Origin of the sequence: Neptuniibacter sp. QD72_48 (assembly GCF_047778065.1) — a bacterium.
Lineage (GTDB): Bacteria > Pseudomonadota > Gammaproteobacteria > Pseudomonadales > Balneatricaceae > Neptuniibacter.
The window spans coordinates 2672567-2693108 of record NZ_CP180547.1; the positions used below are offsets into that span (position 1 = coordinate 2672567).

A 20542-nucleotide genomic window follows, 5' to 3' on the forward strand; every position below is an offset into this window, starting at 1 on the left:
AGCATAATCCGCGCCAAATTTTTAAAACGCCCTTCGGGGTTTCGAGATATTAGCATGTTGCAGAAAGGCCGAATTTCTTCTCGATCGATTATCAATACAGTCATCGCGTACAGCATAACCGGCTTTATTCTATGCCTTGCCTATACACAGACCATCCAGGCAAACCAAGAAACTGACTTTTTAGCCAACTATCGCCTAGTATTAACGCTTGTACTCATCCCAATTATCATAAAGTTCTTGATCCAACTGATCGCAGCCCCCCTCTCAGGAGTCATTGATTTCTTTCGAGACAAACCGGCTTTAGGCCAAGAACCTTCGGTGAGTGTATTAATTCCAGCATGGAATGAAGAGGTTGGTATTATGCATACTCTACGATCTGCGTTAGCTGCCGACTATAACAATTATGAAGTGATCGTCATCAATGATGGATCAACTGATAAAACCCACCAGCTCCTGAGTGAATTCATTGCACAGTTCAATCCCAACAACACAATAAAACTACGTTACTTTGCACTAGAGAACGGGGGCAAAGCCAAAGCGCTAAATCATGCACTAAAGCACGCGAAAGGAGAGATTGTCCTCACTATCGACGCTGACAGCCTAATGCACCCCAAGGCTATTCAGAACATAGTGAAGAAATTTTCATCCAACAAGGTAGCTGCTGTTGCAGGTAACGTAGCCATCGGTAATGGCCATGCTGGGCTCGGGATTATCCAACAACTCGAATATCTCTGTGGCTTCTTTATGAAAAGAGCTGATTCTGTTTTCAATGCGGTTTACATTATTGGCGGAGCCGCTGCAGCATATCGCCGATCCGTACTTATTGAGGCAGGTGGATTTGATCACAGTATCATTACTGAAGACATTGAAATATCTACCCGTATTCTAGGCATGGGTTATCACTGCCGTTACGCACCTGATGCCATCATTTATACAGAAGGCCCTTCGGATCTAAAGAGCCTTTGCAATCAACGTTTACGCTGGAAGTACGGGCGCTTTCAAACCTTTATCAAACATCGTCAACTTTTTTTTAATAGTTCGAAAACCAATAACTATTATCTGTCCTGGTTACTGTTACCAACTGCGCTTTATGCCGAGTTTCTATTATTACTAGAGCTTCCCTTGCTAACCCTATTTTTCACCTACATTATTTACACCGGTGACTATATCACCCTAAGTCTTTGTATATTACTAATCTCGGCGCTTGTTAGTTTCCAGACTTCGTATGATTCCCAGCCACGTTTCCATATGCGGATGCTCTATTACGCTCCCATCGCTTGGCTAATCTGGTATGTCGTCGATGCGATCGAGTTCCAAGCACTCCTCAGAAGCTTAAAGCGACTAAAACGCAAAGAAGGCCTTCAATGGCAATCATGGAGTAGAACAGGATTAGCGAACCCATCACCTACTGAGCCTGATAAGCCGATGCTATAACGGAAACACTCTACTCATTCGACTCATTTAATTGATTCTGAATTGGCCATCGTTCACGGCTGTTTTAAATAAGACTCTCAAATAAAGAAAAGAATTAACAAAAACCGACAACCTCAACGCTGACTAACAATTGCCAACCAAGGCTGTTGCGCACAAGGTAAACCTTCTGGGCGATAATAATGATCAAGAATACGAAAACCTGCATCCTCTAGATATTGAGCAGTCACCTCTAACTCCATATAGTGACCAAAACGCTCACCATTCCACCCTTCCGCCGCTCCTCTTGGGTTTGAAGTAAATAAGATCCCATTTGGTTTCAACGCAATATAGCATTTAGACAAAACCTCACCGAGCATCTGACTGGGGACGTGGAACATAGAAGCATTAGCAAAAATTCCATCAAAGCACTCTTCCCCTAAATCGAGATGACAAAACGACTGATTCAGCACAGGGCAACCACTATGTAATCGGGCCATCTCACAGAAAGTCTGACTTCCATCGAGCCCAGTAGGAAAATGACCTAAGGCTTTAAAAGAAAGAAGATCGCGGCCAGGCCCACAACCGAAATCTAAAATTTCCAGCCCTTTTCGTTGCGGTAATGCACCTAATAAAGCATCAATATTCTGGCTAACATCATGATCACGTGTACCTTGCCAAAAAGACGCTGCATTCGATTCATAATGCCCTAGAGTCACACGTTCGATTTCGCTTAAACTTTCTTTACTATAGCGATTGCCCATATAGAAATTCACACAAATGATTTTTTAAAATTGTCTTTTAAAATAATGACATTAACTTACTCAGCACTCTATCTTAGCCCGCATCAAATGAATCAATGCAAAATCAAATGAACCAGACATAACAAGATTGGCTTGTTCAGCACAGACAGGATGCCGAAAACGTTAAGCTTGTGGCACACACCATCAAACGCCAATACCTCATAGCGACTAGCTTAAAAAAAATCATAGTATTATTAAGAAATGGTCGGGATGATAGGATTTGAACCTACGACCCCCTGCACCCCATGCAGGTGCGCTACCAAGCTGCGCTACATCCCGACTAAGATCTTGAAAATGAACACTTTCAAGTGGCGGTTATCTTAACTGAACACTCTGAATCTGGAAAGATTTTTTGCGTTTATTGAGTGATAACCTCTTCGCCTATCACCATGATGGTAGCCGTCTGGTTATAGTGACCGATTGAACCACCCTGCGTCGCCCCTTGCTCGCCAAACGTATTAAAACCAATCACAGGCACATCCTCACCACAAACTTCTTGAACCAAGCAGATATCATCCACATCTAAACGTGCTTTTAATAGATGACGTAAGATACAGTTAAAAATAATTACTGCGCCGATCTTCTTGGGGCTACCGGCATCGATGATCGCCTTCTGCAACGTCTCCTTGAAACGCTCTTTCGCAATCTCAGCATCCGTTTTCATTTCACGCAGGAATGCGCCCTTCGGAATTTCTGCATAAAAACTAACACCACCATCATCATGAACCTGCTGAGCACTCTTAATAGTATATTCAGCGAAAACATCGGATGACTTAATGCCAAAAGGATTTTGAATAAACAGCTCCGGGGTCAGTTCTTCTCCACCCAACAGTTTCTGAAGTACTTCTGTGGCAGGCTTACCATTGAGCATCTGCACAGTCCGCCCTTTAGCTTGAGTTACTACAGCGCCTTTATTAGCTGCCACATAAGGATGACCCATAGCGGTACCAATTTTTAAGCCACTGCTAAAGCTCGCAACAACCGCAGAGTCTTGATAAACACCATTGCTGATTTGATAACTTTTAGTATCTGAGAAATCTGTAGCTGTTGAACCACCAATGACTTGGGAGACCGTCCCTGTTTCTAAAATGAGACTGCGTAAAAAAGCTTCTTCTTGGGCAGAAGTGCCATCAGGTAAAACCATATTAATGCAGGGCTTTATTCTAGAGACTTCTTTTGCCCCTTTACTGTCTAAGGCAATGGCCATTAAAGACATGACAGCGGGGTTTGAGAGTAAGTTTGAATAAGCTTCGCGAATAGCCTCTTTTGCAGCTTGTTCAGGTTGCTTTGATAAGTTTTGACCGACGCCTAAACCGACGCTGAAATAAGCGCTCTGTAGCGTCATTACAACAACGCTTGACTCCTGCGGCCCTTGCTTAAGGCTAGAAATTTCTCCCCAAGAACTACCGCCTACAATGGGAACAACATCTCCTACAACTGACCTAATGTCACTGTAAACTTTCTCAATATCCAAAGAGAAACTAACAAAGCAGATCACCAAATCTGGTTTAGGTGTGGACTCCATTGCCTGACTCGCAGCCTCTGCAGCATCTTCAGCATGCCCTAGACCTACTCTTAAAATCGCCATTTTGACATTCCTTGCATGTTCACCATTAATAGATCCTAATCAAGCGGTAGATCACAGCCAACAGCTAAGGTACGAAACAGTGCCAAAGTTTAAGTAGAAATAAACTATATAAGTAAAACGGGCGTTTAATAGAGAGGTAGAAATTAAGCACTAAGAGAACACTAGCGCTTAATAGATTCCAATAGATCTTCTAATTCGGAGATAGTTTGTCGAAGCAATTGCTTGTATTGGCTTTGATCATCTTCATTATTGTCACCCGCAAGATACTGTTTAGCACCACTTAGGGTGTAACCTTGATCGTGCAACAAGCTTTTGATCTGACGGATCAACAAAACATCCTGTCGTTGGTAATAACGGCGATTGTTTCGTTTTACAGGCGAGATTTGCGAAAACTCTTTCTCCCAATAACGCAATACATGCGCCTTGAGGTCACAAAGCTTAGCAACTTCGCCAATCGTAAAATAACGTTTACCCGGGATCGGGTTGGGATCGTTACTCTGGGGTGTCTCCAGCATAGGTTTCGACACGGTCCTTCAGTTTCTGACCTGGGCGGAAAGTTACAACACGGCGAGCCGAGATAGGCACTTCTTCCCCAGTTTTAGGATTCCGGCCCGGTCTTTGACGCTTATCGCGGAGGTCAAAGTTACCGAAGCCGGACAATTTTACCTGCTCGTTAGCAGCCAGACATGCCCGGATTTCATCAAAGAACGATTCCACCATCTCTTTGGCTTCACGTTTATTTAATCCTAGCTCTTCGTTCAGGCGTTCCGCCATTTCAGCTTTTGTTAACGAGCCCATGATAAATCACCTTTCGCTGCTTATTCTCGCAATGAGGCACCAAACTCACTGGCTAGTGCAGAAATAACCGCACTTGTGGCGCTGTTTATTTCTTCATCATTAAGAGTGCGCGAAGGATGCTGCCACGTCAAGCCCACAGCAAGACTTTTTCTACCTTTTTCAATACCTTGGCCTTGGTAAACGTCAAAAAGCGTTACTTCTTTAACGAATTCACCCGCTTCTTTTTCAGCCAATTGACGTACTGAATCGAAAGCTACGCCTTCATCTACAATAAGTGCTAGATCACGACGAGACTCTGGGAATTTAGAAATTTCTTGGTAACGAGGCAGTTTGCCTTGAGTCAAAGTAGCTTGGTTAATCTCGAAAAGATAAACAGCACCATTCAGACCCAACTCTTTAACCAAGTTAGGATGCAATGCACCAATGTAACCAACTTTTTCGCCATTACGTTCAATACGCGCAGTCTGACCTGGGTGCAAAGCAACATGACGATCAGCTACAAACGAAAACTCATCTTCAGCTCCACCTAAGGAAAGTAGGCTTTCTAGATCACCTTTGATATCAAAGAAATCAACTTGATCTTTACCCGCATTCCAACCTTCAGGATCTCGCGCACCTGCTAGCAAACCAGCCACTACGTTTTCCTGAATGATCTCATCACCAGAAGTTGGTAGGAAACGCTGGCCGCTTTCAAATAAGCGAACACGCGCTTGCTGACGGTTCTGGTTGTACTGCAACACTTTTACTAGACCTGGCCAGATAGTCGTACGCATCACTGCCATTTCAGCAGAGATTGGGTTAGCCAGTGCTATACCTTCGAATTGGTCATCGAACTGCTTTTGTAGGCCAGCTTCAATAAAACTGTAAGTAATCGCTTCCTGATAGCCACGTGCGATCAACGCACGACGCACATTCTGGATCGTTACTTTAGTTTCATCGTTTGCCTTGATTGGCATAGACGCTGTTGGCGTACGTACAGGTAGGTTGTTGTAGCCGTATACACGCGCTAATTCTTCGATCAGATCCACTTCAATTGCGATATCAAAGCGATAAGATGGAACAGAAACGTGCCACTCACCTTCCGTAGAAGTCTTCTCTACAACCAAACCAAGACGCGTTAAGATCTCTTCAATCTCGTCAGCTGGCATTTCAAACGCCAGCATCGCATTGACTTTGCTATGACGTAGGAATACCTGACGTGCAGCAGGTAACTCATCTTGATTAACAGTTTCAACAGCTGGACCAGCTTCACCACCAACAATCTCAAGTAGAAGCTCTGTAGCGCGATTAATTGCCTGATTTTGCAACTGCCAATCTACACCACGTTCAAAACGGTGAGAAGAATCTGTATGCAAACCATAAGAACGCGCACGACCCGCAATAGAGATAGGGTTAAAGAATGCGCTTTCTAGGAAAATATTTTGCGTTTCAGAAGTTACGCTGGTCGGCTCACCACCCATAATACCAGCCATAGCAACAGGGCCATTAGCGTCGGTAATTGCCAACGTATCAGCATTAAGCTCAACTTCTTCACCGTCTAAAAGCGTTAGCTTTTCACCCTGCTCCGCACGGCGAACAACAATACCACCGGATAGTTTATCCAGATCGAAAGCGTGCATTGGCTGACCAAGCTCAAGAAGGATATAGTTCGTTACATCTACAACTGGATCGATGCTACGTACACCAGAGCGCTCAAGCTTCTGTTTCATCCACAATGGTGTTTCTGCTTGTGGATTGATACCACGAATAACTCTGCCAACATAACGTGGGCAGTCAGCTGCATCTTTTAACTCTACTGGGAAAGTCGCATCGATAGTGGCTTCAACTGCATTGTCAGCAACAAAAGTAACTGGCGCTTTATTTAGCACACCCACTTCACGTGCTAAACCAGAAATACTTAGACAGTCACCACGGTTAGGCGTTAGATCTACATCGATAACTTTATCATCTAGATTTAGGTATTCACGAATACAAGTACCTACAGGCGCATCCGCTGGAAGCTCCATGATGCCGTCGTGATCATCTGAAATACCTAGCTCATCTTCCGCACATAGCATGCCAAAAGACTCTACCTGACGTAGTTTAGCTTTTTTAATCTTAAACTCTTTGCCATCTGGAGTCGGTAGTACCGCACCCACAGTAGCGAATGCTGTTTTTAAACCGGCACGCGCATTAGGTGCACCACACACAACCTGTGCAACTTCACTACCATTAGTGACTGTGCAAACCTGAAGCTTATCTGCATTTGGGTGCTGCTCAGCCGTTAGGATTTCACCTACGATAACACCAGTAAAATCTTTAGCTGCTGCTTCAACTTCGTCTACTTCCAGACCTGCCATTGTGACTTGATCAACTAGCTCCTGCGTACTGATTGCAGGGTTAACCAACTCGCGTAACCACTTTTCACTGAATTTCATTTTGCTTTCCCGAAAATCCTGTTAATAACCGCTTAAAACGTTGTCTTGATCAGTTGAACTGATTCAGGAAACGCAGGTCGTTTTCAAAGAATAGACGCAGGTCATTTACGCCGTAACGCAACATAGCCAAACGCTCTACACCCATACCGAAAGCAAAGCCGGTGTACTCTTCAGGGTCGATACCTGAAGCTTCAAATACTTTAGGATGCACCATCCCGCAACCTAGTACTTCCAACCATTTACCATCACCACGATCGATATCAACTTCGATTGAAGGCTCTGTGAACGGGAAGTAAGACGGACGGAAACGAACGCGAACATCTTCTTCGAAGAATTCACGTAGGAACTGTTCTAGTGTGCCTTTTAGGTCAGCAAAGCTGATATCTTTATCAACAATCAAGCCCTCTACCTGATGGAACATCGGAGAGTGCGTTTGATCGTAGTCACAACGATATACACGGCCTGGGCAGATAATACGCAGTGGTGGTTCTTGCGATTCCATTGTACGTACCTGAACACCTGAAGTGTGCGTACGTAGAAGTGTATTCGCATTGAAATAGAATGTGTCGTGCATAGCACGAGCCGGATGATGTGAAGGGATATTTAGCGCTTCGAAGTTGTGGTAATCATCTTCGATTTCTGGACCTTCTTCTACCGTATAGCCGATACCACCGAAAAACTCTTCAATTCGTTCCATGGTTTTCGTCACAGGGTGTAAACCACCTAGTGCTTGACCACGTCCCGGTAAAGTTACATCAATTGTTTCAGCAGCAAGCTTGCTTTCTAGAGCCGCTGCTTCTAGTGCAGCTTTACGCTCATTAATAACTTCTTGCAGAGCTTGTTTAGCTTCGTTGATCTTAGCACCAGCTTGTGGGCGTTCTTCTGCAGATAGCTTGCCTAAGCCTTTAAGAAGTGCAGTAAGTTCACCTTTTTTACCCAAGTATTGAACGCGAACATCGTCCAACTGCTGAGTAGTAGTTGCCGTAGCGACAGCTTCAGTACCTGCTGCCAAAAGGCTTTGAATGTTTTCCATTATCCGGCTCCGAATAGAAGGATAAATACGGTAATTGGTTAGTAATCAGTTACTTTGCCAAATGTTCCGCAGAAAACTGGGCAAAATAACCGAAAAAATAGGGGAAGAGTTCGCACCCTTCCCCTATTTCAAAGTAGTCGCTTACACGACACTGGGTGCTAGCTTACGCTAGAGAAGCTTTAGCTTTCTCTACGATTGCAGCAAATGCGCCAGCTTCGTGAACAGCAAGATCAGCTAGAACCTTACGGTCGATCTCGATGTTAGCCTTTTTCAGACCAGCAATGAAACGGCTGTAAGACAAACCGTTGATACGAGCACCAGCGTTGATACGTGCAATCCACAATGCGCGGAACTGACGCTTACGCTGACGACGGTCACGGTATGCATATTGACCAGCTTTGATTACCGCCTGTTTAGCAACGCGGAATACACGGCTACGAGCACCGTAATAACCTTTTGCTTTTTTCAGGACTTTCTTGTGACGACGACGAGCAACAACACCACGTTTTACGCGAGCCATGTCTTTCTTCCTCTAAATTCTGTTAGCTAAAAAATCGATTAAATATAAGGCAACATGCGACGAACCAACGCCTTGTCTGCAGCGTGTACCTGCAGCATAGGGCGAAGCTGACGCTTACGCTTAGTAGATTTCTTAGTCAGAATGTGACTAGTGAAAGACTGCTTGTGTTTGAAGCCGTTAGCGGTTTTCTTAAAACGCTTAGCCGCACCACTATTGGATTTCATCTTAGGCATTACTAAAATCTCCACGCATTCGTTAATTTTTTTTCGCCCGAAACAAACGACAAAACCCGTAGCCAACTTTTACAAGTCAGTCACGGGTTAAGGAAAGTAACGAGTTACTTTTTCTTCTTCGGAGCTAAGACCATAACCAGTTGACGGCCTTCCATCTTAGGACGCTGTTCTACAGTTGCTAACTCTTCCAAATCTTTCTCGATTCGTTGGAGTAACTGCATACCCAGTTCCTGGTGGGCCATCTCACGACCACGATAACGCAAAGTTATCTTGGCTTTATCTCCTGCTTCAAGGAAACGTATCAGGTTGCGTAGCTTGACCTGATAATCCCCTTCTTCCGTATTAGGACGGAATTTCACTTCCTTGATCTGGACCTGATGCTGCTTTTTCTTGGCTTCATTCTTTTGCTTTTTCAGCTCGTAAAGATGCTTGCCATAATCCATCACTTTACAAACGATGGGATCAGCTTCAGAAATTTTCACCAGATCAAGTCCCGCTTCTTGTGCTGCCACAAGAGCGTCATTTACCGGTACGATGCCAATCTGTGTTCCGTCTGGACCAATAAGTCTGCACTGTTTAGCTACTTTCAGTAGATTCTCATTGATCATGGGCTCTTCTCTGCGAGCGCCCCTTCTATTATCACGCCTGATAGTCTTATCTCCTGACTGTTTTTAGACTTATGAGTCCTGACGACCTTTCTTAGCGACATCACTGCTAAGAAGGTTTACAAATTCTTCTAGAGGCATAGCGCCTAGGTTTTCACCCGTACGAGTACGTACAGCAACCTCACCCGCCTCTACTTCTTTATCGCCAATTACAAGAAGGTAAGGCACCTTCTGTAAAGTACGCTCGCGAATTTTAAAGCCGATCTTCTCATTTCTCAAGTCTGACTCGGCTCTGAATCCTTGATTTTCAAGATTTTGAACAACTTTTTGACAATAATCAGCTTGTTTGTCCGTAATATTCATCACAACCGCTTGTACTGGCGCCAACCAAGTTGGTAATGCACCTGCGAAGTTTTCGATCAAAATACCGATAAAACGCTCAAAAGAGCCAAGAATTGCACGGTGTAACATTACAGGTGTTTCACGTTCACCTTGTTCATTTACAAACTGAGCACCAAGGCGACCTGGCATAGAGAAGTCAACCTGAACAGTACCACACTGCCATACACGACCTAGGCAATCTTTTAGTGAGAACTCGATCTTAGGACCGTAGAAAGCACCTTCACCTGGCAATTCTTCCCATTCAAGACCTGCTGCATCTAAAGCATCACCTAATGCCTTTTCAGCTTTATCCCAAACTTCATCTGAGCCTACGCGCTGTTCTGGGCGAGTGGATAGCTTATAGATAACTTCAGTAAAGCCAAAGTCCGCATAAACCTCATCAAGAAACTCAATGAAACGCGCAACTTCTTCCTGAATCGAATCTTCCGCACAAAATATATGCGCATCATCCTGTACAAAGCCACGGACACGCATAATACCGTGTAACGCACCTGAAGGTTCATTACGGTGACAACAACCAAACTCTGCTAGACGCAAAGGTAGATCACGGTAAGAACGAATACCCTGATTAAATACCTGAACGTGACATGGGCAGTTCATCGGTTTGATAGCAAAATCATGGTTCTCAGAGTGAGTAGTAAACATCTCTTCTGAGAATTTATCCCAGTGACCAGACTTTTCCCAAAGTGTACGTTCAACAACCTGTGGCGTTTTGATCTCATCATAACCATGCTGACGCTGTTTCTGACGCATGTACTGTTCGATCTGTTGGTACAGAGTCCAACCATTTGGATGCCAGAACACCATACCCGGTGCTTCTTCCTGCAGGTGGAACATATTGAGCTGTTTACCCAACTTACGGTGGTCACGCTTTTCCGCTTCTTCCAAACGGTGCAGGTAAGCTTTAAGAGCTTTTTTGTCACCCCATGCCGTACCGTAGATACGCTGAAGCATTTCGTTGTTGGAATCACCGCGCCAATATGCACCAGCAACTTTCATCAATTTAAATGCTTTGATGTGGCCAGTAGATGGAACGTGTGGACCACGACATAGATCGATGAACTCGCCTTGAGAGTAGAAAGAAAGGTCTTCTGCATCAGGTACAGCCTGAAGCAACTCAACTTTATACTTTTCACCCATCTCATCAAACATTTTGGTCGCTTCGTCACGACTCATCAATGAACGGGTTACGGGAAGGTTCTGCTTAACCAACTCCGCCATTTTCTTTTCGATCTTTTCTAGATCTTCCGGCGTAAATGGGCGCTCGTAAGCAAAGTCATAATAGAAACCATCTTCAATAACAGGCCCGATCGTTACCTGAGCGCCAGGGAACAACTCTTGTACAGCCATAGCCATCAAGTGAGCAGTAGAGTGACGAATAACTTCTAGACCTTCTTCATCACGCGCAGTGATGATGGCTAGGTCAGCATCATTTTCAATAGTGAAAGAGGTATCAACTTCTTTACCGTCAACTTTACCGGCCAATGCAGCTTTAGCTAGACCAGCGCCAATATCGGCAGCAACTTCAAATACAGTAACAGGGTTAGCAAACTCACGTTTGCTTCCATCTGGCAGGGTAATTACAGGCATGTTATTTCCTTGATTTCAGTGGTGACCCATACGTAAGGCCACATCAATATTCGATACATCTCACTTACCGTACAAACCAAGCACGTTGTGAGTTGGCGCGATTATAGGGTAATCAAAGAAAAGGAGCTAGAACTATGTTCAATGATAAGTTATTAAGCAACAAGCGACTTTGGCAATGCGATTCGAATATTAATTCCTTGGCCCTCATCACTGTTAAATTCAATATCACCAAACAGCCTTTCTTTAACTAGCTCTTGGATAATATACATCCCCATGCCTGTTCCTCCAGAACCTTTCCGGGTTGTATAAAATTGCTCAAATACATGCTGCTGCAATTCCGTAGAAATACCTTTTCCATCATCCATATAAATAAGTATGTATTCATCTGTAGTTGTTTCGCTACTAAGGACGATAGTGCCGGCTACCGTTGCATCTTTAAAACCATGCATTAATGAGTTCGTGATTAAGTTAGTAACAATTTGAGCAATAGCACCCGCGTCAATATTCAGCTCAATCTCTGGAGAGATATTATTCCTCACCTCTACTGGAGCATTTTTATAGGTAGGCTTGAGACTTAACAGCACATCCTGAATATACTCTCGTAGATTTATATCTCTTTTCTGCTCACTTATCTGATCAACCGCAACCTCTTTAAAAGCAAGCATCAACTCATGAGCCCGCGTTAAATTGGTTGTTAAAAGCTCACCTGCTTCCCTGCTATCAGTTAAGTATTTTTCAAACTGAGATTTTGTCATCGTGTTGTTTTGAAAACTACTCAGCACAACATCACTTTCCTCGATCAAATATGAGGATGCGGTTCTAGAAACACCTAAGGGTGTACTTACCTCATGCCCGATACTACTTACCAGACGTTTTAATGCAGATAACTTCTCACTTTGCAGTAATTCTTTTTGAGTAGCATCCAACTGATCCTGAGTTTCACTAAGTTGAGTCTCTCTCTCTTCTAGCAGTTGCTCATTCAACTTAACTTCAGCTTCCAGTTTTTCCTGGTACTCTCGCATCGCTTTGGCATTAGCATCTAAACGCTCGTGTTGTTGCGAGAATTTAGGATAAAGAAAACTTATTTCATCATGTTCATGATTATCGGGATAAATAAGCGTTGGATATTCAAGCTCACCTACAACATCCCCCCCCTTGATGGGTAGAGCTTTCCAACAACATCGCCAATCTATGTAACGGAACTTGAAATAGATAATGATGGATCAAATAAATTAGCATCACTAAAAAAGCGATAACGGTACAGATCATTAAAGCCAGCTTCATACCTAATGCTTCACCACTTTTAATCGCAGGCTGGATAATACTGTCCACCTCCAATATTCCTCTGACATCGCCCAGTTTCCAATCTACCTTTGGAGAAAAGGGATGATGGTTATGACATTGCACACATGCCTCAGCTACCAACTTGTCAGCAATAGCCACACGCACAACAGTCTCGCCCTGCTTGTTTTTTAAAACTTTTATATATTCAGACTCGGGGTTTTCATTAAGGTGATGCCAAGCTTGATTGGCAAATTCATCTAATTGGCGCTCTGCACGATTGGGAAAGGGGTAAAAACTATAAAGTTTAATCAGGGTACCTGTTTGAGAATATTGCTCGCTCAACTCATGCACCATAGTTGCAGGTAAAGGGATACTTTTAGGGTTATTTTTATGATCTATGGTGACATCAATATCTGAATGTAATAGAACTTCGCTAACTACATTTTCAGTGTAATACCTCCGTAAACGTTTAAATTCTTCAACTGTTTCTTCAGCCCTTTGCTGAGCGTCATCTATTGCTTGCTGCGTAAGAACCTGCGGTAAGTAATAAAGGATAGCAATTACCAGCAACACCATGGCAAACAGGATAGGGAAGATAATTCTCCAAACCAATGACTTGCGAACCTGCATCCCCTACCCTTATGGTCGTTATACACACGAAGAAAGTATAGGAGTATTTTTTAGGTTTGGTTAATTAAGATAGTTACCAATATCAAGCAGTTAAGAAGCTTCTAACTGCCTTCGAGTGTAGTCGATATGTTCTGTCGCCACCTTGCGGGCTAACTCGGCATTCCTGTTGATTAATGCCTGATAAATTTGGGTATGCTGAGCGCTGATTCCATCAGGGTATCGGCCAAATTTCTTAAGTGTGCGATCAAGCACACCATAAATTGCATTGAAGTAACGGTTATAGAATATCTGACTGAAAGAGATAACCAGTAGATGGTGACTTGCTTCCGCAATCATCATATGAAACCTAAGATCGGCTTTTGCTTTTGCGAGCGTAGTATGACCACTACTGCGCGCCTGCATTGCTTCATACTCTTGCCCGATACGATCGAGTTGTTCATCTGACGCGCGCAAAGCGGCATAGTATGCGGCCTCACCTTCTAGAGCAGCACGCATCTCCATAACCTGAACTTGAAACTCAAAGTTATCGCCAATGCTTTCTGAAGGCATCGAGAAATGGCTTTCGAGTAAGTTCCGACAGAGACTCCCACCACCATGATAAGTTTCGATAATGCCTTTTAATTCAAGATCTTGAACAGCTTCACGAACCGTTGCTCGAGAAAGACTATAGCGTTCTGCCAATACGCGCTGAGATGGTAGTTTCTCGCCTGGGCATATATCACCATACAAAATTTGTCCCTGAAGCTCAGAACTTAACTTCTGGCTTAGATTTACATCTTTCACTTTCGCCACCGAGTACCTCAAACCACCTCTTGGTCAGACCAGTTAACAGTTTAGCATTTCCTTTGAGCCATCTCTTAACTATCTTTTGAGTAACAGATAAAACTTCAGGCACTAGAACCTGAAGAAAAATAAGAAACGTCAGTGACGTGAGAGCCTGATTCCATATCGGGTAGAGCTGACCAATATAGCGATGACATTCATGCCAAATCAGAATCCTAAAGTCGGTTTATTTGTAACCTGTCTAGCAGATATGTTTAGACCGAGCGTTGCATTCGCAACCGTCAAACTACTTGAAGCTTCAGGCTGCTCAGTGGAAGTGCCAGAGACACAAACCTGTTGCGGACAACCTGCGTATAATTCAGGCGACAAATCAACCACTGCTGAAATTGCTAAAAAAACTATAGAAGCTTTTGATGGCTATGAATATGTAGTTGGTCCATCCGGATCCTGTATTGGTATGCTGCATTATTACCCTGAGGTCTTTGACGAAAACGACCCTTGGAAGGCCCGTGCATTAGACCTAAAATCGCGTGCATTTGAGATCACCCAATTCCTAACTGATGTAGTCGATTTCGACCGTATCAATGCCGCATTTGAAGGCACAATCACCTACCACGATTCCTGCTCTGGTCTGCGCCAACTCGGTGTTAAACAGCAGCCACGTAAGCTTTTATCAAAGGTTGAAAATTTAACTCTCAACGAGATGGAAGAGTCAGAAACCTGTTGCGGTTTCGGCGGTACATTCTGCGTTAAATATCCAGACATTTCTAATCGCATGGTGTCTAACAAAACTGAGTATATCAGTGACTCCGGTGCGAGTACTTTAGTCGGTGGCGATTTAGGCTGCCTATTAAATATGGCCGGTAAGCTTAAACGCGAAGGCAAAAATATCGAAGCACGTCATATAGTTGAGATCTTAGCTGGTATGACTGACACGCCAGCCATTGGCGAAGCAGAATATGAGCTAGCCTCTGAACTAAGCGCGGGGTAATACACGATGCATATTAAAAGCCCAGAATTTAAAGAAAATGCTCGTATAGCGCTGCATAATGTCGAACTTCAGGAAGCACTAGGTCAGTTTAAACACGGCTTTCCGGTTAACCGCGCTAATGCCATCAAGCGCCTACCAGAGTTTGACGATCTGCGTGATGAAGCGCGTGATCTTAAAAATCACATTATTCAAAATCTAGATATTTATCTGGAACAGTTTGAAGATAACGTTGTAAAAAATGGCGGTCACGTTCACTGGTGTAGAACAGGTGACGATGCCAACAAAACCATTCTCGATATTTGCAAACAGGTAAACGCCAAGACCATCACTAAAGGTAAGTCGATGGTTTCGGAAGAAACCGGCCTAAATGAATACCTTGAAGCGAACGGTGTACGCCCTGTCGAGACAGATTTGGGTGAATACATCCTACAGCTTCGTGATGATCATCCGAGCCATATTATTGCGCCAGCAATTCACCTGAATGTTAATGATGTATCCGAAACCTTCCACGAACATCACAAGCGCCCCAAAACAGAAGATCCACAGGCGTTGATGAAAGAAGCTCGAGAAGTACTGCGAAAGGAATTCGTAGGCGCTGATGTCGGACTTACTGGCGCTAATTTTCTAGTGGCAGAAACTGGCTCAACGATCATCGTAACCAACGAAGGTAACGGCGATCTGACTCAAACCCTACCAAAAACTCACATTGTGATTACTTCCATCGAGAAGGTTGTACCTACGCTGGAAGATATGAGTTTATTCCTTCGACTGCTAGCTCGCTCAGCGACAGGTCAGGAATTTACGGTATACAACACTTTATCCACAGGGCCGAAACGCGCTGAAGATCAAGATGGTCCAGAGAACTTCCACGTTGTATTAGTCGATAACGGCCGTAGTGAGATGGTGGGCACTGAGTTTCAAGATATGCTCCGCTGTATCCGGTGTTCTTCTTGTATGAACCACTGCCCTGTCTATGGTGCTGTTGGTGGCCATTCTTACGGTTGGGTTTACCCTGGCCCTATGGGTTCTGTTCTAACACCAAAGATGATCGGCATTGATAAAGCTGCACACCTGCCAAACGCGTCAACATCCTGTGGTAAATGTGAAGAAGTATGCCCTGTCCGTATCCCTCTTCCAAAATTGATGCGTCACTGGCGAGAGAAAGAGTTTGAAAAACACTTAACACCAAAAGCTGTCAGGTTTGGCATTGCTGGCTGGGCATTTTTTGCCAAGCGCCCTGCCCTATACCGCTGGTTAGCAAGAAGCTCTGCATGGTTTATGAACAAACTCGCTGGTAAGAAAGGCCGCATCAAGAAGATGCCGTTAGCGGGTGGCTGGACAGATTGGCGTGATATGCCAGCACCTCAAGGCAAGACCTTTATGGATCAATGGAAAGCCCACAAACAGGCGGAGAAATAAGATGAGTAAAGCAGAAATCCTGGGCAACATCCGCCGTGGTTTGCAACGTGGTGAAGCAACACCCGCACAAAAAGCAGCAGCGACACGTCGCATTAATGCGCATAAAGCGACCATAATTCCTAAGCGTAGCCAGCTAGACAAAGCAGGTCAGATCCAACTGTTTAGAGATATGGCAAGCGGTGCGGCAGCAGAGCTTATCGACATAAATGCAATGAGTGATCTACCTGCAGCTGTCGCAGACTGGCTTAACAAACATGATTTTAAATCCCTAGTCAGCGCTAGCGATGATTGCTTAAATGAGCTCGATTGGTCTGCCTTAGGCGATATCAAACGCGAGCAGCGTGTTGCGCAATCTGGCGATGTTGCTAGCTTAACCACCTCGATGACAGGTATCGCAGAAACAGGAACTCTGATGATGTACTCCCGTCCAGAGAGTCCGACGACATTGAACTTCCTACCGGATTGCCATCTCGTATTATTGCGTGAATCGACGATCGTCGGTAGCTACGAAGATGCTTGGCAGATGGTACGTGAACAGAACCCTGATGAAATGCCGCGCACGGTCAATATGATTACTGGCCCATCCCGTAGCGCGGACATCGGACAAAAATTACAAATGGGTGCTCATGGCCCCTGCGTACTTGTGATCTTTATCCTTAAAGATATGTAGCTCTATATCTTTATTGCTTTAGCCACCTTTTTAGGTGGCTTTTTTTGTTCTATGGCCACTCAACAACTCAGTTATATAGCTTATCTAAATTCTGTAAGCCCGCCTGATAAACGCCACGAATTGTTTTTTCCGCTTCTGCATCAGAGGCACCAGCTGCATTAAAGCTAGAGCTCCAAACAACAATCGAGCCGCCTTGGCCATCCAACTTAACCTGAATTTCAGATTCATAATCAGACACTGGTAATGGTGACTCATCAATTTGATAACGATAGCTGCGCTTACCTTCATCCTTGCTCAATAAAGTCTCCGTAATTTTCGCACCGTTACCTAAAGTTAGTACACGCACTTTATTATCTCTGTCACTGGAAGCTACCGCAGGGTGCCAACGATACAAACCGTTATAATCCCCTAAAAGCGCCCATACAGCAGATGGCTTCACATTCAGCTTTACTGATTCTTCCACCGCAATATTACCCGCAGCAGACGCGTTTACAGCACCTAACAACGAAGATAGCACTACCACACCCATAATCTTTTTTAGCATTTTTATTATTCCTTTTTATCTATCACAACACATTAAGTGAAATACCAGCATGCCCCAGGAATTTATTGATAACTATTATCATTAAGAACCTATCCAAAAGTACTTAATTAGCTAAATAGATTAAAATCCTCTAAAGCCAAACCAATCCAAGCCGATAGATTAATGTAAGTATTTTTTCATCAAGCACCGACACCTGTGAACGGATTACAGATAGCTGTCGTAATCGGACAATAGGATGATGTTATGGAAGCCAATGAAATCACTGCTGCAGCGACAACCATGTCTACGCAACAGACACAAACCACTCATGCGGTTAAATCAGCCGAGATGGCTAAAGATCAGATCGAACAGACGGGTGAGCAAGTGATGCAGCTATTAGAAGTCACAGCACCAGGCAAACTTAGAGTAGATCCACTGAGCCCGCTAGGCACCCAAATAGACGTTAAAGCCTAACAACATCGCTAAAAAAGCGAATGTTGTGGCGCCGTGAGATCATCAAAATCTTCATCTAAAAACTGCAGGATCGTCTCACACACTGGCCTCACCTGTTTATCCAGATAATGCTGATAGTCTAAAGGCGAACTCAAAAATTCAATGGGTTCTGCGCCGTTAACAGTCATCATATATTCAATATAAGAACCTGACCGATACGGGCTAGGTTGACCTTTTACTTGGTAGCCATACTCAGCTTTCAAACCCGCCTGAACATGAGGTGGTTTATTCTTCACATACTGATCCAAACGTTGACGGATACGCTTTCGATAGATGAGCTTGTGATCTAAATTCCCCGCTAATAGCGCTTCGACCGTTGATTTAAGAAGCGTCTGCCACTCTTGGCCTATGAAAATACGTTCATAGAGATGCTCTTGAAGTTCACGAGCCAAAGGCGTCCAATCTGTACGGACGTTTTCAAGACCTTTAAACACCATCTTGGTCGAACCATCCCCAGAACGCTTTAGCCCTGCATAACGCTTCTTTGTGCCTTTGTCTGAATGGCGCATGGTCGGCATTAAAAACCGACAATAGTTCGTCTCGTACTCGATTTCTAACTGACTATCTAGCTCGAAACGCTCTTTTAGGTTTTCACTCCACCAGCTATTGAGATGTTCTGCTACAGCACGGCCTGTACTGTTGGCTTGCTCTTCTGGGAAGTCATCACCTAACCAGACAAAAACCGAATCAGTATCACCGTAAATCACCTTAAAACCGAATTCTGATTCGATATGATCACGTGACTTGGTCAGGATTTCATGTCCTCTCAAGGTGATCGAGCTCGAGAGTCGTTGATCAAAAAAGCGGCAGACGTTTGAACCTAAAACACCATAAAAGGAGTTCATAATAATTTTTATTGCTTGGGATAATGCCGCGTTTTTTAACTGCTTTGCTTGATCTCGCGCCTCCCAAAGCTTCTCGATCAGCTCAGGCAAAATCGTTTTACTACGCGAAAATATTGCGTGGTTAAAACCGGGGACTAAATCTTCAGATTCAGCTCCCTCTTTAAGTCCCTCAGCCAAACCATAAGGGTCGATCTTAAAGGTACGAATAATACTGGGGTACAGGCTTTTAAAGTCCAAAACCAGAACCTGTCTATACAAGCCTGGACGCGAGTCCATTACATAACCACCGGGTGCACTGAGCCCTGACATCCCTGAAGCATATTGCGGTGCCACATAGCCTGATCGATGCAATAGAGGGAGATACTGGTTATCAAATGCTGCCGCTGAGCCTCCCACTTTATCTAGAGCAAGTCCCGTTAGACGTGCCCGTTCAAGAAGATAATTAATCAGATCAGCATGCTCAAATATCTCCCAAACCAATCGGCAATCTTCTAGGTTATAACGAGCTAAAGACTCTTTGTCTTCTCTAAATAACCGTTGTATTTCACCGCCACGATCATCGACATGGTCTATCAACTTACCTCGATCTAGCATCTCCCGAGCGACATTTTCTAAGGCAAAACTTTCAAACTGATAAGTTGCACCTTTGAGGGTATCAATGCCATCTAATACAATTCGCCCTGCCATACGTACAAAAAGCTTACCTTGAGCCGATTCATGCAGCTTTAAAGGCAACTTGTCACGACCTAGAACAAGTGGAATACGCAGTGCCTCAGCACGTTTTTGTAGTACCCGAAAATCAAAGCCAACTACGTTCCAACCAATAAACGCATCGGGGTCATATTCCGCCACCACTTGAATAAATCGCTGCAACAAAGCTGTTTCATCAGTAACATATTCAAGCCCATCACTATCTACACCTTCCCCCTGCATCAATACCAATTGAAAGTCATCAGCATAGAATGCAGCGGACAATATATTGTCCGCTTTCATCGTCGTTTCTAAATCAATAGAAAGGATGCGTAAATTGGGGGTATACGTATCTGACTTTAAACGGACCTGTTCATTCACATGGCTAATTTGTACACCACCTTGAATAAACCGCTCCATCAGGTAGCGATCTGCATGACGTATATCATCTTCCATCATGACAATATTATGTAGATGCAGTAACTCTTGAATTTGGCGATAGGTTTTTAAAGTTTGGCTGTATATTGCGGTAACGCCACGATACTGCAGATCAGTCAGATCAACTTTATTGACGCGCCAGTCTCGGAGATGACTCAGTAATGTTTTAACTCGAGGAACTTGCTCATCAAGAACAAAAAGCACCGCCTCTTGCTGAGTAATAGAAATCGGAAAAGCATGATGCTCTGAACAGACCCAATAGGTCAGCACGATTCCCTCGCGAGTGTCGTGCTGATTCCGAGTCAGAATGAATGCTGAAGAGCTCTGGTCTGAATGATCATGATGAGTAGGCATACT

20 protein-coding genes and 1 tRNA gene are annotated in these 20542 nt (G+C 44.0%); 5 read left to right on the top strand and 16 right to left on the bottom strand.

Annotated features, from left to right (window positions below):
* The first annotated feature begins 54 nt into the window (after positions 1 to 54).
* A complete protein-coding gene (locus ACMXYX_RS12040; protein ID WP_415896628.1) occupies positions 55 to 1434 on the top strand; it encodes a glycosyltransferase in 1380 nt (459 codons plus the stop codon).
* 113 nt (positions 1435 to 1547) lie between these two features.
* Here ACMXYX_RS12040 and ACMXYX_RS12045 read toward each other — a convergent pair whose 3' ends face one another.
* The 14 genes from ACMXYX_RS12045 to ACMXYX_RS12110 form a co-directional block, all read right to left on the bottom strand.
* Positions 1548 to 2174, bottom strand: a complete 627-nt coding sequence (locus tag ACMXYX_RS12045) for a class I SAM-dependent methyltransferase (protein ID WP_415896629.1) — start codon at positions 2172 to 2174, stop codon at positions 1548 to 1550.
* Between the two features lie 241 nt (positions 2175 to 2415).
* Positions 2416 to 2492 (bottom strand) — tRNA-Pro (locus tag ACMXYX_RS12050).
* Positions 2493 to 2571: 79 nt separating this feature from the next.
* Positions 2572 to 3801 carry an FIST signal transduction protein gene (locus ACMXYX_RS12055; protein ID WP_415881839.1) on the bottom strand — a complete coding sequence of 410 codons (1230 nt, stop codon included), beginning with the start codon at positions 3799 to 3801 and terminating at the stop codon, positions 2572 to 2574.
* 161 nt (positions 3802 to 3962) lie between these two features.
* Positions 3963 to 4316 (bottom strand): MerR family transcriptional regulator, encoded by a 354-nt coding sequence (locus tag ACMXYX_RS12060; protein ID WP_415881840.1) that lies wholly within the window; start codon positions 4314 to 4316, stop codon positions 3963 to 3965.
* The gene (ihfA, locus tag ACMXYX_RS12065; protein WP_415881841.1) at positions 4294 to 4599 is read right to left on the bottom strand and encodes an integration host factor subunit alpha; all 306 of its coding nucleotides are present in this window, start codon (positions 4597 to 4599) and stop codon (positions 4294 to 4296) included. Before ihfA ends, ACMXYX_RS12060 begins: the two co-directional genes overlap by 23 nt.
* 20 nt (positions 4600 to 4619) lie before the next feature.
* Positions 4620 to 7016: a phenylalanine--tRNA ligase subunit beta gene (pheT, locus tag ACMXYX_RS12070; protein WP_415896630.1), complete on the bottom strand. Its 2397-nt coding sequence runs from the start codon at positions 7014 to 7016 to the stop codon at positions 4620 to 4622.
* 49 nt (positions 7017 to 7065) lie between these two features.
* Positions 7066 to 8049, bottom strand: a complete 984-nt coding sequence (gene pheS, locus ACMXYX_RS12075; RefSeq protein ID WP_415896631.1) for a phenylalanine--tRNA ligase subunit alpha — start codon at positions 8047 to 8049, stop codon at positions 7066 to 7068.
* Positions 8050 to 8212: 163 nt separating this feature from the next.
* Positions 8213 to 8569, bottom strand: coding sequence for a 50S ribosomal protein L20 (gene rplT, locus ACMXYX_RS12080; RefSeq protein WP_415881844.1), 357 nt, complete (start codon positions 8567 to 8569; stop codon positions 8213 to 8215).
* A 38-nt stretch (positions 8570 to 8607) separates the two neighbouring features.
* Complete coding sequence (gene rpmI / locus ACMXYX_RS12085) at positions 8608 to 8802, bottom strand: 50S ribosomal protein L35 (RefSeq protein ID WP_007022505.1); 195 nt, start codon at positions 8800 to 8802, stop codon at positions 8608 to 8610.
* A 104-nt stretch (positions 8803 to 8906) separates the two neighbouring features.
* The gene (gene infC / locus ACMXYX_RS12090) at positions 8907 to 9452 is read right to left on the bottom strand and encodes a translation initiation factor IF-3 (protein ID WP_415898247.1); all 546 of its coding nucleotides are present in this window, start codon (positions 9450 to 9452) and stop codon (positions 8907 to 8909) included.
* Positions 9453 to 9479: 27 nt separating this feature from the next.
* On the bottom strand, positions 9480 to 11399 hold the full coding sequence (gene thrS, locus ACMXYX_RS12095) for a threonine--tRNA ligase (RefSeq protein WP_415896632.1): 1920 nt from the start codon (positions 11397 to 11399) through the stop codon (positions 9480 to 9482).
* Positions 11400 to 11551: 152 nt separating this feature from the next.
* Positions 11552 to 12421: a sensor histidine kinase gene (locus ACMXYX_RS12100; RefSeq protein ID WP_415906041.1), complete on the bottom strand. Its 870-nt coding sequence runs from the start codon at positions 12419 to 12421 to the stop codon at positions 11552 to 11554.
* 112 nt (positions 12422 to 12533) lie between these two features.
* Positions 12534 to 13313, bottom strand: a complete 780-nt coding sequence (locus ACMXYX_RS12105) for a DUF3365 domain-containing protein (protein ID WP_415906042.1) — start codon at positions 13311 to 13313, stop codon at positions 12534 to 12536.
* Between the two features lie 90 nt (positions 13314 to 13403).
* Entirely contained in the window at positions 13404 to 14105 is a 702-nt protein-coding gene (locus ACMXYX_RS12110) for a FadR/GntR family transcriptional regulator (protein ID WP_415896634.1), read from the bottom strand.
* A 190-nt stretch (positions 14106 to 14295) separates the two neighbouring features.
* On the opposite strand from ACMXYX_RS12110, the gene ACMXYX_RS12115 reads away from it, so the two are divergent.
* The 3 genes from ACMXYX_RS12115 to ACMXYX_RS12125 are packed head-to-tail and all read left to right on the top strand — an operon-like array spanning position 14296 to position 17176.
* Positions 14296 to 15087, top strand: a complete 792-nt coding sequence (locus ACMXYX_RS12115) for a (Fe-S)-binding protein (RefSeq protein ID WP_415906043.1) — start codon at positions 14296 to 14298, stop codon at positions 15085 to 15087.
* Between the two features lie 6 nt (positions 15088 to 15093).
* Positions 15094 to 16506 (top strand): LutB/LldF family L-lactate oxidation iron-sulfur protein, encoded by a 1413-nt coding sequence (locus ACMXYX_RS12120; RefSeq protein ID WP_415896636.1) that lies wholly within the window; start codon positions 15094 to 15096, stop codon positions 16504 to 16506.
* Position 16507: 1 nt separating this feature from the next.
* Positions 16508 to 17176, top strand: coding sequence for a LutC/YkgG family protein (locus tag ACMXYX_RS12125; protein ID WP_415896637.1), 669 nt, complete (start codon positions 16508 to 16510; stop codon positions 17174 to 17176).
* Positions 17177 to 17243: 67 nt separating this feature from the next.
* On the opposite strand, the gene ACMXYX_RS12130 is transcribed toward ACMXYX_RS12125, so the two are convergent.
* Positions 17244 to 17720, bottom strand: coding sequence for an SRPBCC family protein (locus ACMXYX_RS12130; RefSeq protein WP_415881851.1), 477 nt, complete (start codon positions 17718 to 17720; stop codon positions 17244 to 17246).
* A 243-nt stretch (positions 17721 to 17963) separates the two neighbouring features.
* Between ACMXYX_RS12130 and ACMXYX_RS12135 the strand changes: the two genes are divergently transcribed.
* Positions 17964 to 18173 carry a hypothetical protein gene (locus ACMXYX_RS12135; protein WP_415896638.1) on the top strand — a complete coding sequence of 70 codons (210 nt, stop codon included), beginning with the start codon at positions 17964 to 17966 and terminating at the stop codon, positions 18171 to 18173.
* A gap of 8 nt (positions 18174 to 18181) precedes the next feature.
* On the opposite strand, the gene ACMXYX_RS12140 is transcribed toward ACMXYX_RS12135, so the two are convergent.
* Complete coding sequence (locus ACMXYX_RS12140) at positions 18182 to 20539, bottom strand: DNA polymerase II (RefSeq protein WP_415896639.1); 2358 nt, start codon at positions 20537 to 20539, stop codon at positions 18182 to 18184.
* Positions 20540 to 20542 lie beyond the last annotated feature (3 nt).

Excerpts from the sequence above, each read along its gene's own strand:
- ACMXYX_RS12040 (WP_415896628.1), top strand. The coding sequence starts at position 55 with ATGTTGCAGAAAGGCCGAATTTCTTCTCGATCGATTATCAATACAGTC.
- ACMXYX_RS12045 (WP_415896629.1), bottom strand. The coding sequence starts at position 2,174 with ATGGGCAATCGCTATAGTAAAGAAAGTTTAAGCGAAATCGAACGTGTG.
- ACMXYX_RS12055 (WP_415881839.1), bottom strand. The coding sequence starts at position 3,801 with ATGGCGATTTTAAGAGTAGGTCTAGGGCATGCTGAAGATGCTGCAGAG.
- ACMXYX_RS12060 (WP_415881840.1), bottom strand. The coding sequence starts at position 4,316 with ATGCTGGAGACACCCCAGAGTAACGATCCCAACCCGATCCCGGGTAAA.
- ihfA (WP_415881841.1), bottom strand. The coding sequence starts at position 4,599 with ATGGGCTCGTTAACAAAAGCTGAAATGGCGGAACGCCTGAACGAAGAG.
- pheT (WP_415896630.1), bottom strand. The coding sequence starts at position 7,016 with ATGAAATTCAGTGAAAAGTGGTTACGCGAGTTGGTTAACCCTGCAATC.
- pheS (WP_415896631.1), bottom strand. The coding sequence starts at position 8,049 with ATGGAAAACATTCAAAGCCTTTTGGCAGCAGGTACTGAAGCTGTCGCT.
- rplT (WP_415881844.1), bottom strand. The coding sequence starts at position 8,569 with ATGGCTCGCGTAAAACGTGGTGTTGTTGCTCGTCGTCGTCACAAGAAA.
- rpmI (WP_007022505.1), bottom strand. The coding sequence starts at position 8,802 with ATGCCTAAGATGAAATCCAATAGTGGTGCGGCTAAGCGTTTTAAGAAA.
- thrS (WP_415896632.1), bottom strand. The coding sequence starts at position 11,399 with ATGCCTGTAATTACCCTGCCAGATGGAAGCAAACGTGAGTTTGCTAAC.
- ACMXYX_RS12100 (WP_415906041.1), bottom strand. The coding sequence starts at position 12,421 with ATGCGAGAGTACCAGGAAAAACTGGAAGCTGAAGTTAAGTTGAATGAG.
- ACMXYX_RS12105 (WP_415906042.1), bottom strand. The coding sequence starts at position 13,313 with ATGCAGGTTCGCAAGTCATTGGTTTGGAGAATTATCTTCCCTATCCTG.
- ACMXYX_RS12115 (WP_415906043.1), top strand. The coding sequence starts at position 14,296 with ATGCCAAATCAGAATCCTAAAGTCGGTTTATTTGTAACCTGTCTAGCA.
- ACMXYX_RS12120 (WP_415896636.1), top strand. The coding sequence starts at position 15,094 with ATGCATATTAAAAGCCCAGAATTTAAAGAAAATGCTCGTATAGCGCTG.
- ACMXYX_RS12125 (WP_415896637.1), top strand. The coding sequence starts at position 16,508 with ATGAGTAAAGCAGAAATCCTGGGCAACATCCGCCGTGGTTTGCAACGT.
- ACMXYX_RS12130 (WP_415881851.1), bottom strand. The coding sequence starts at position 17,720 with ATGCTAAAAAAGATTATGGGTGTGGTAGTGCTATCTTCGTTGTTAGGT.
- ACMXYX_RS12135 (WP_415896638.1), top strand. The coding sequence starts at position 17,964 with ATGGAAGCCAATGAAATCACTGCTGCAGCGACAACCATGTCTACGCAA.
- ACMXYX_RS12140 (WP_415896639.1), bottom strand. The coding sequence starts at position 20,539 with ATGCCTACTCATCATGATCATTCAGACCAGAGCTCTTCAGCATTCATT.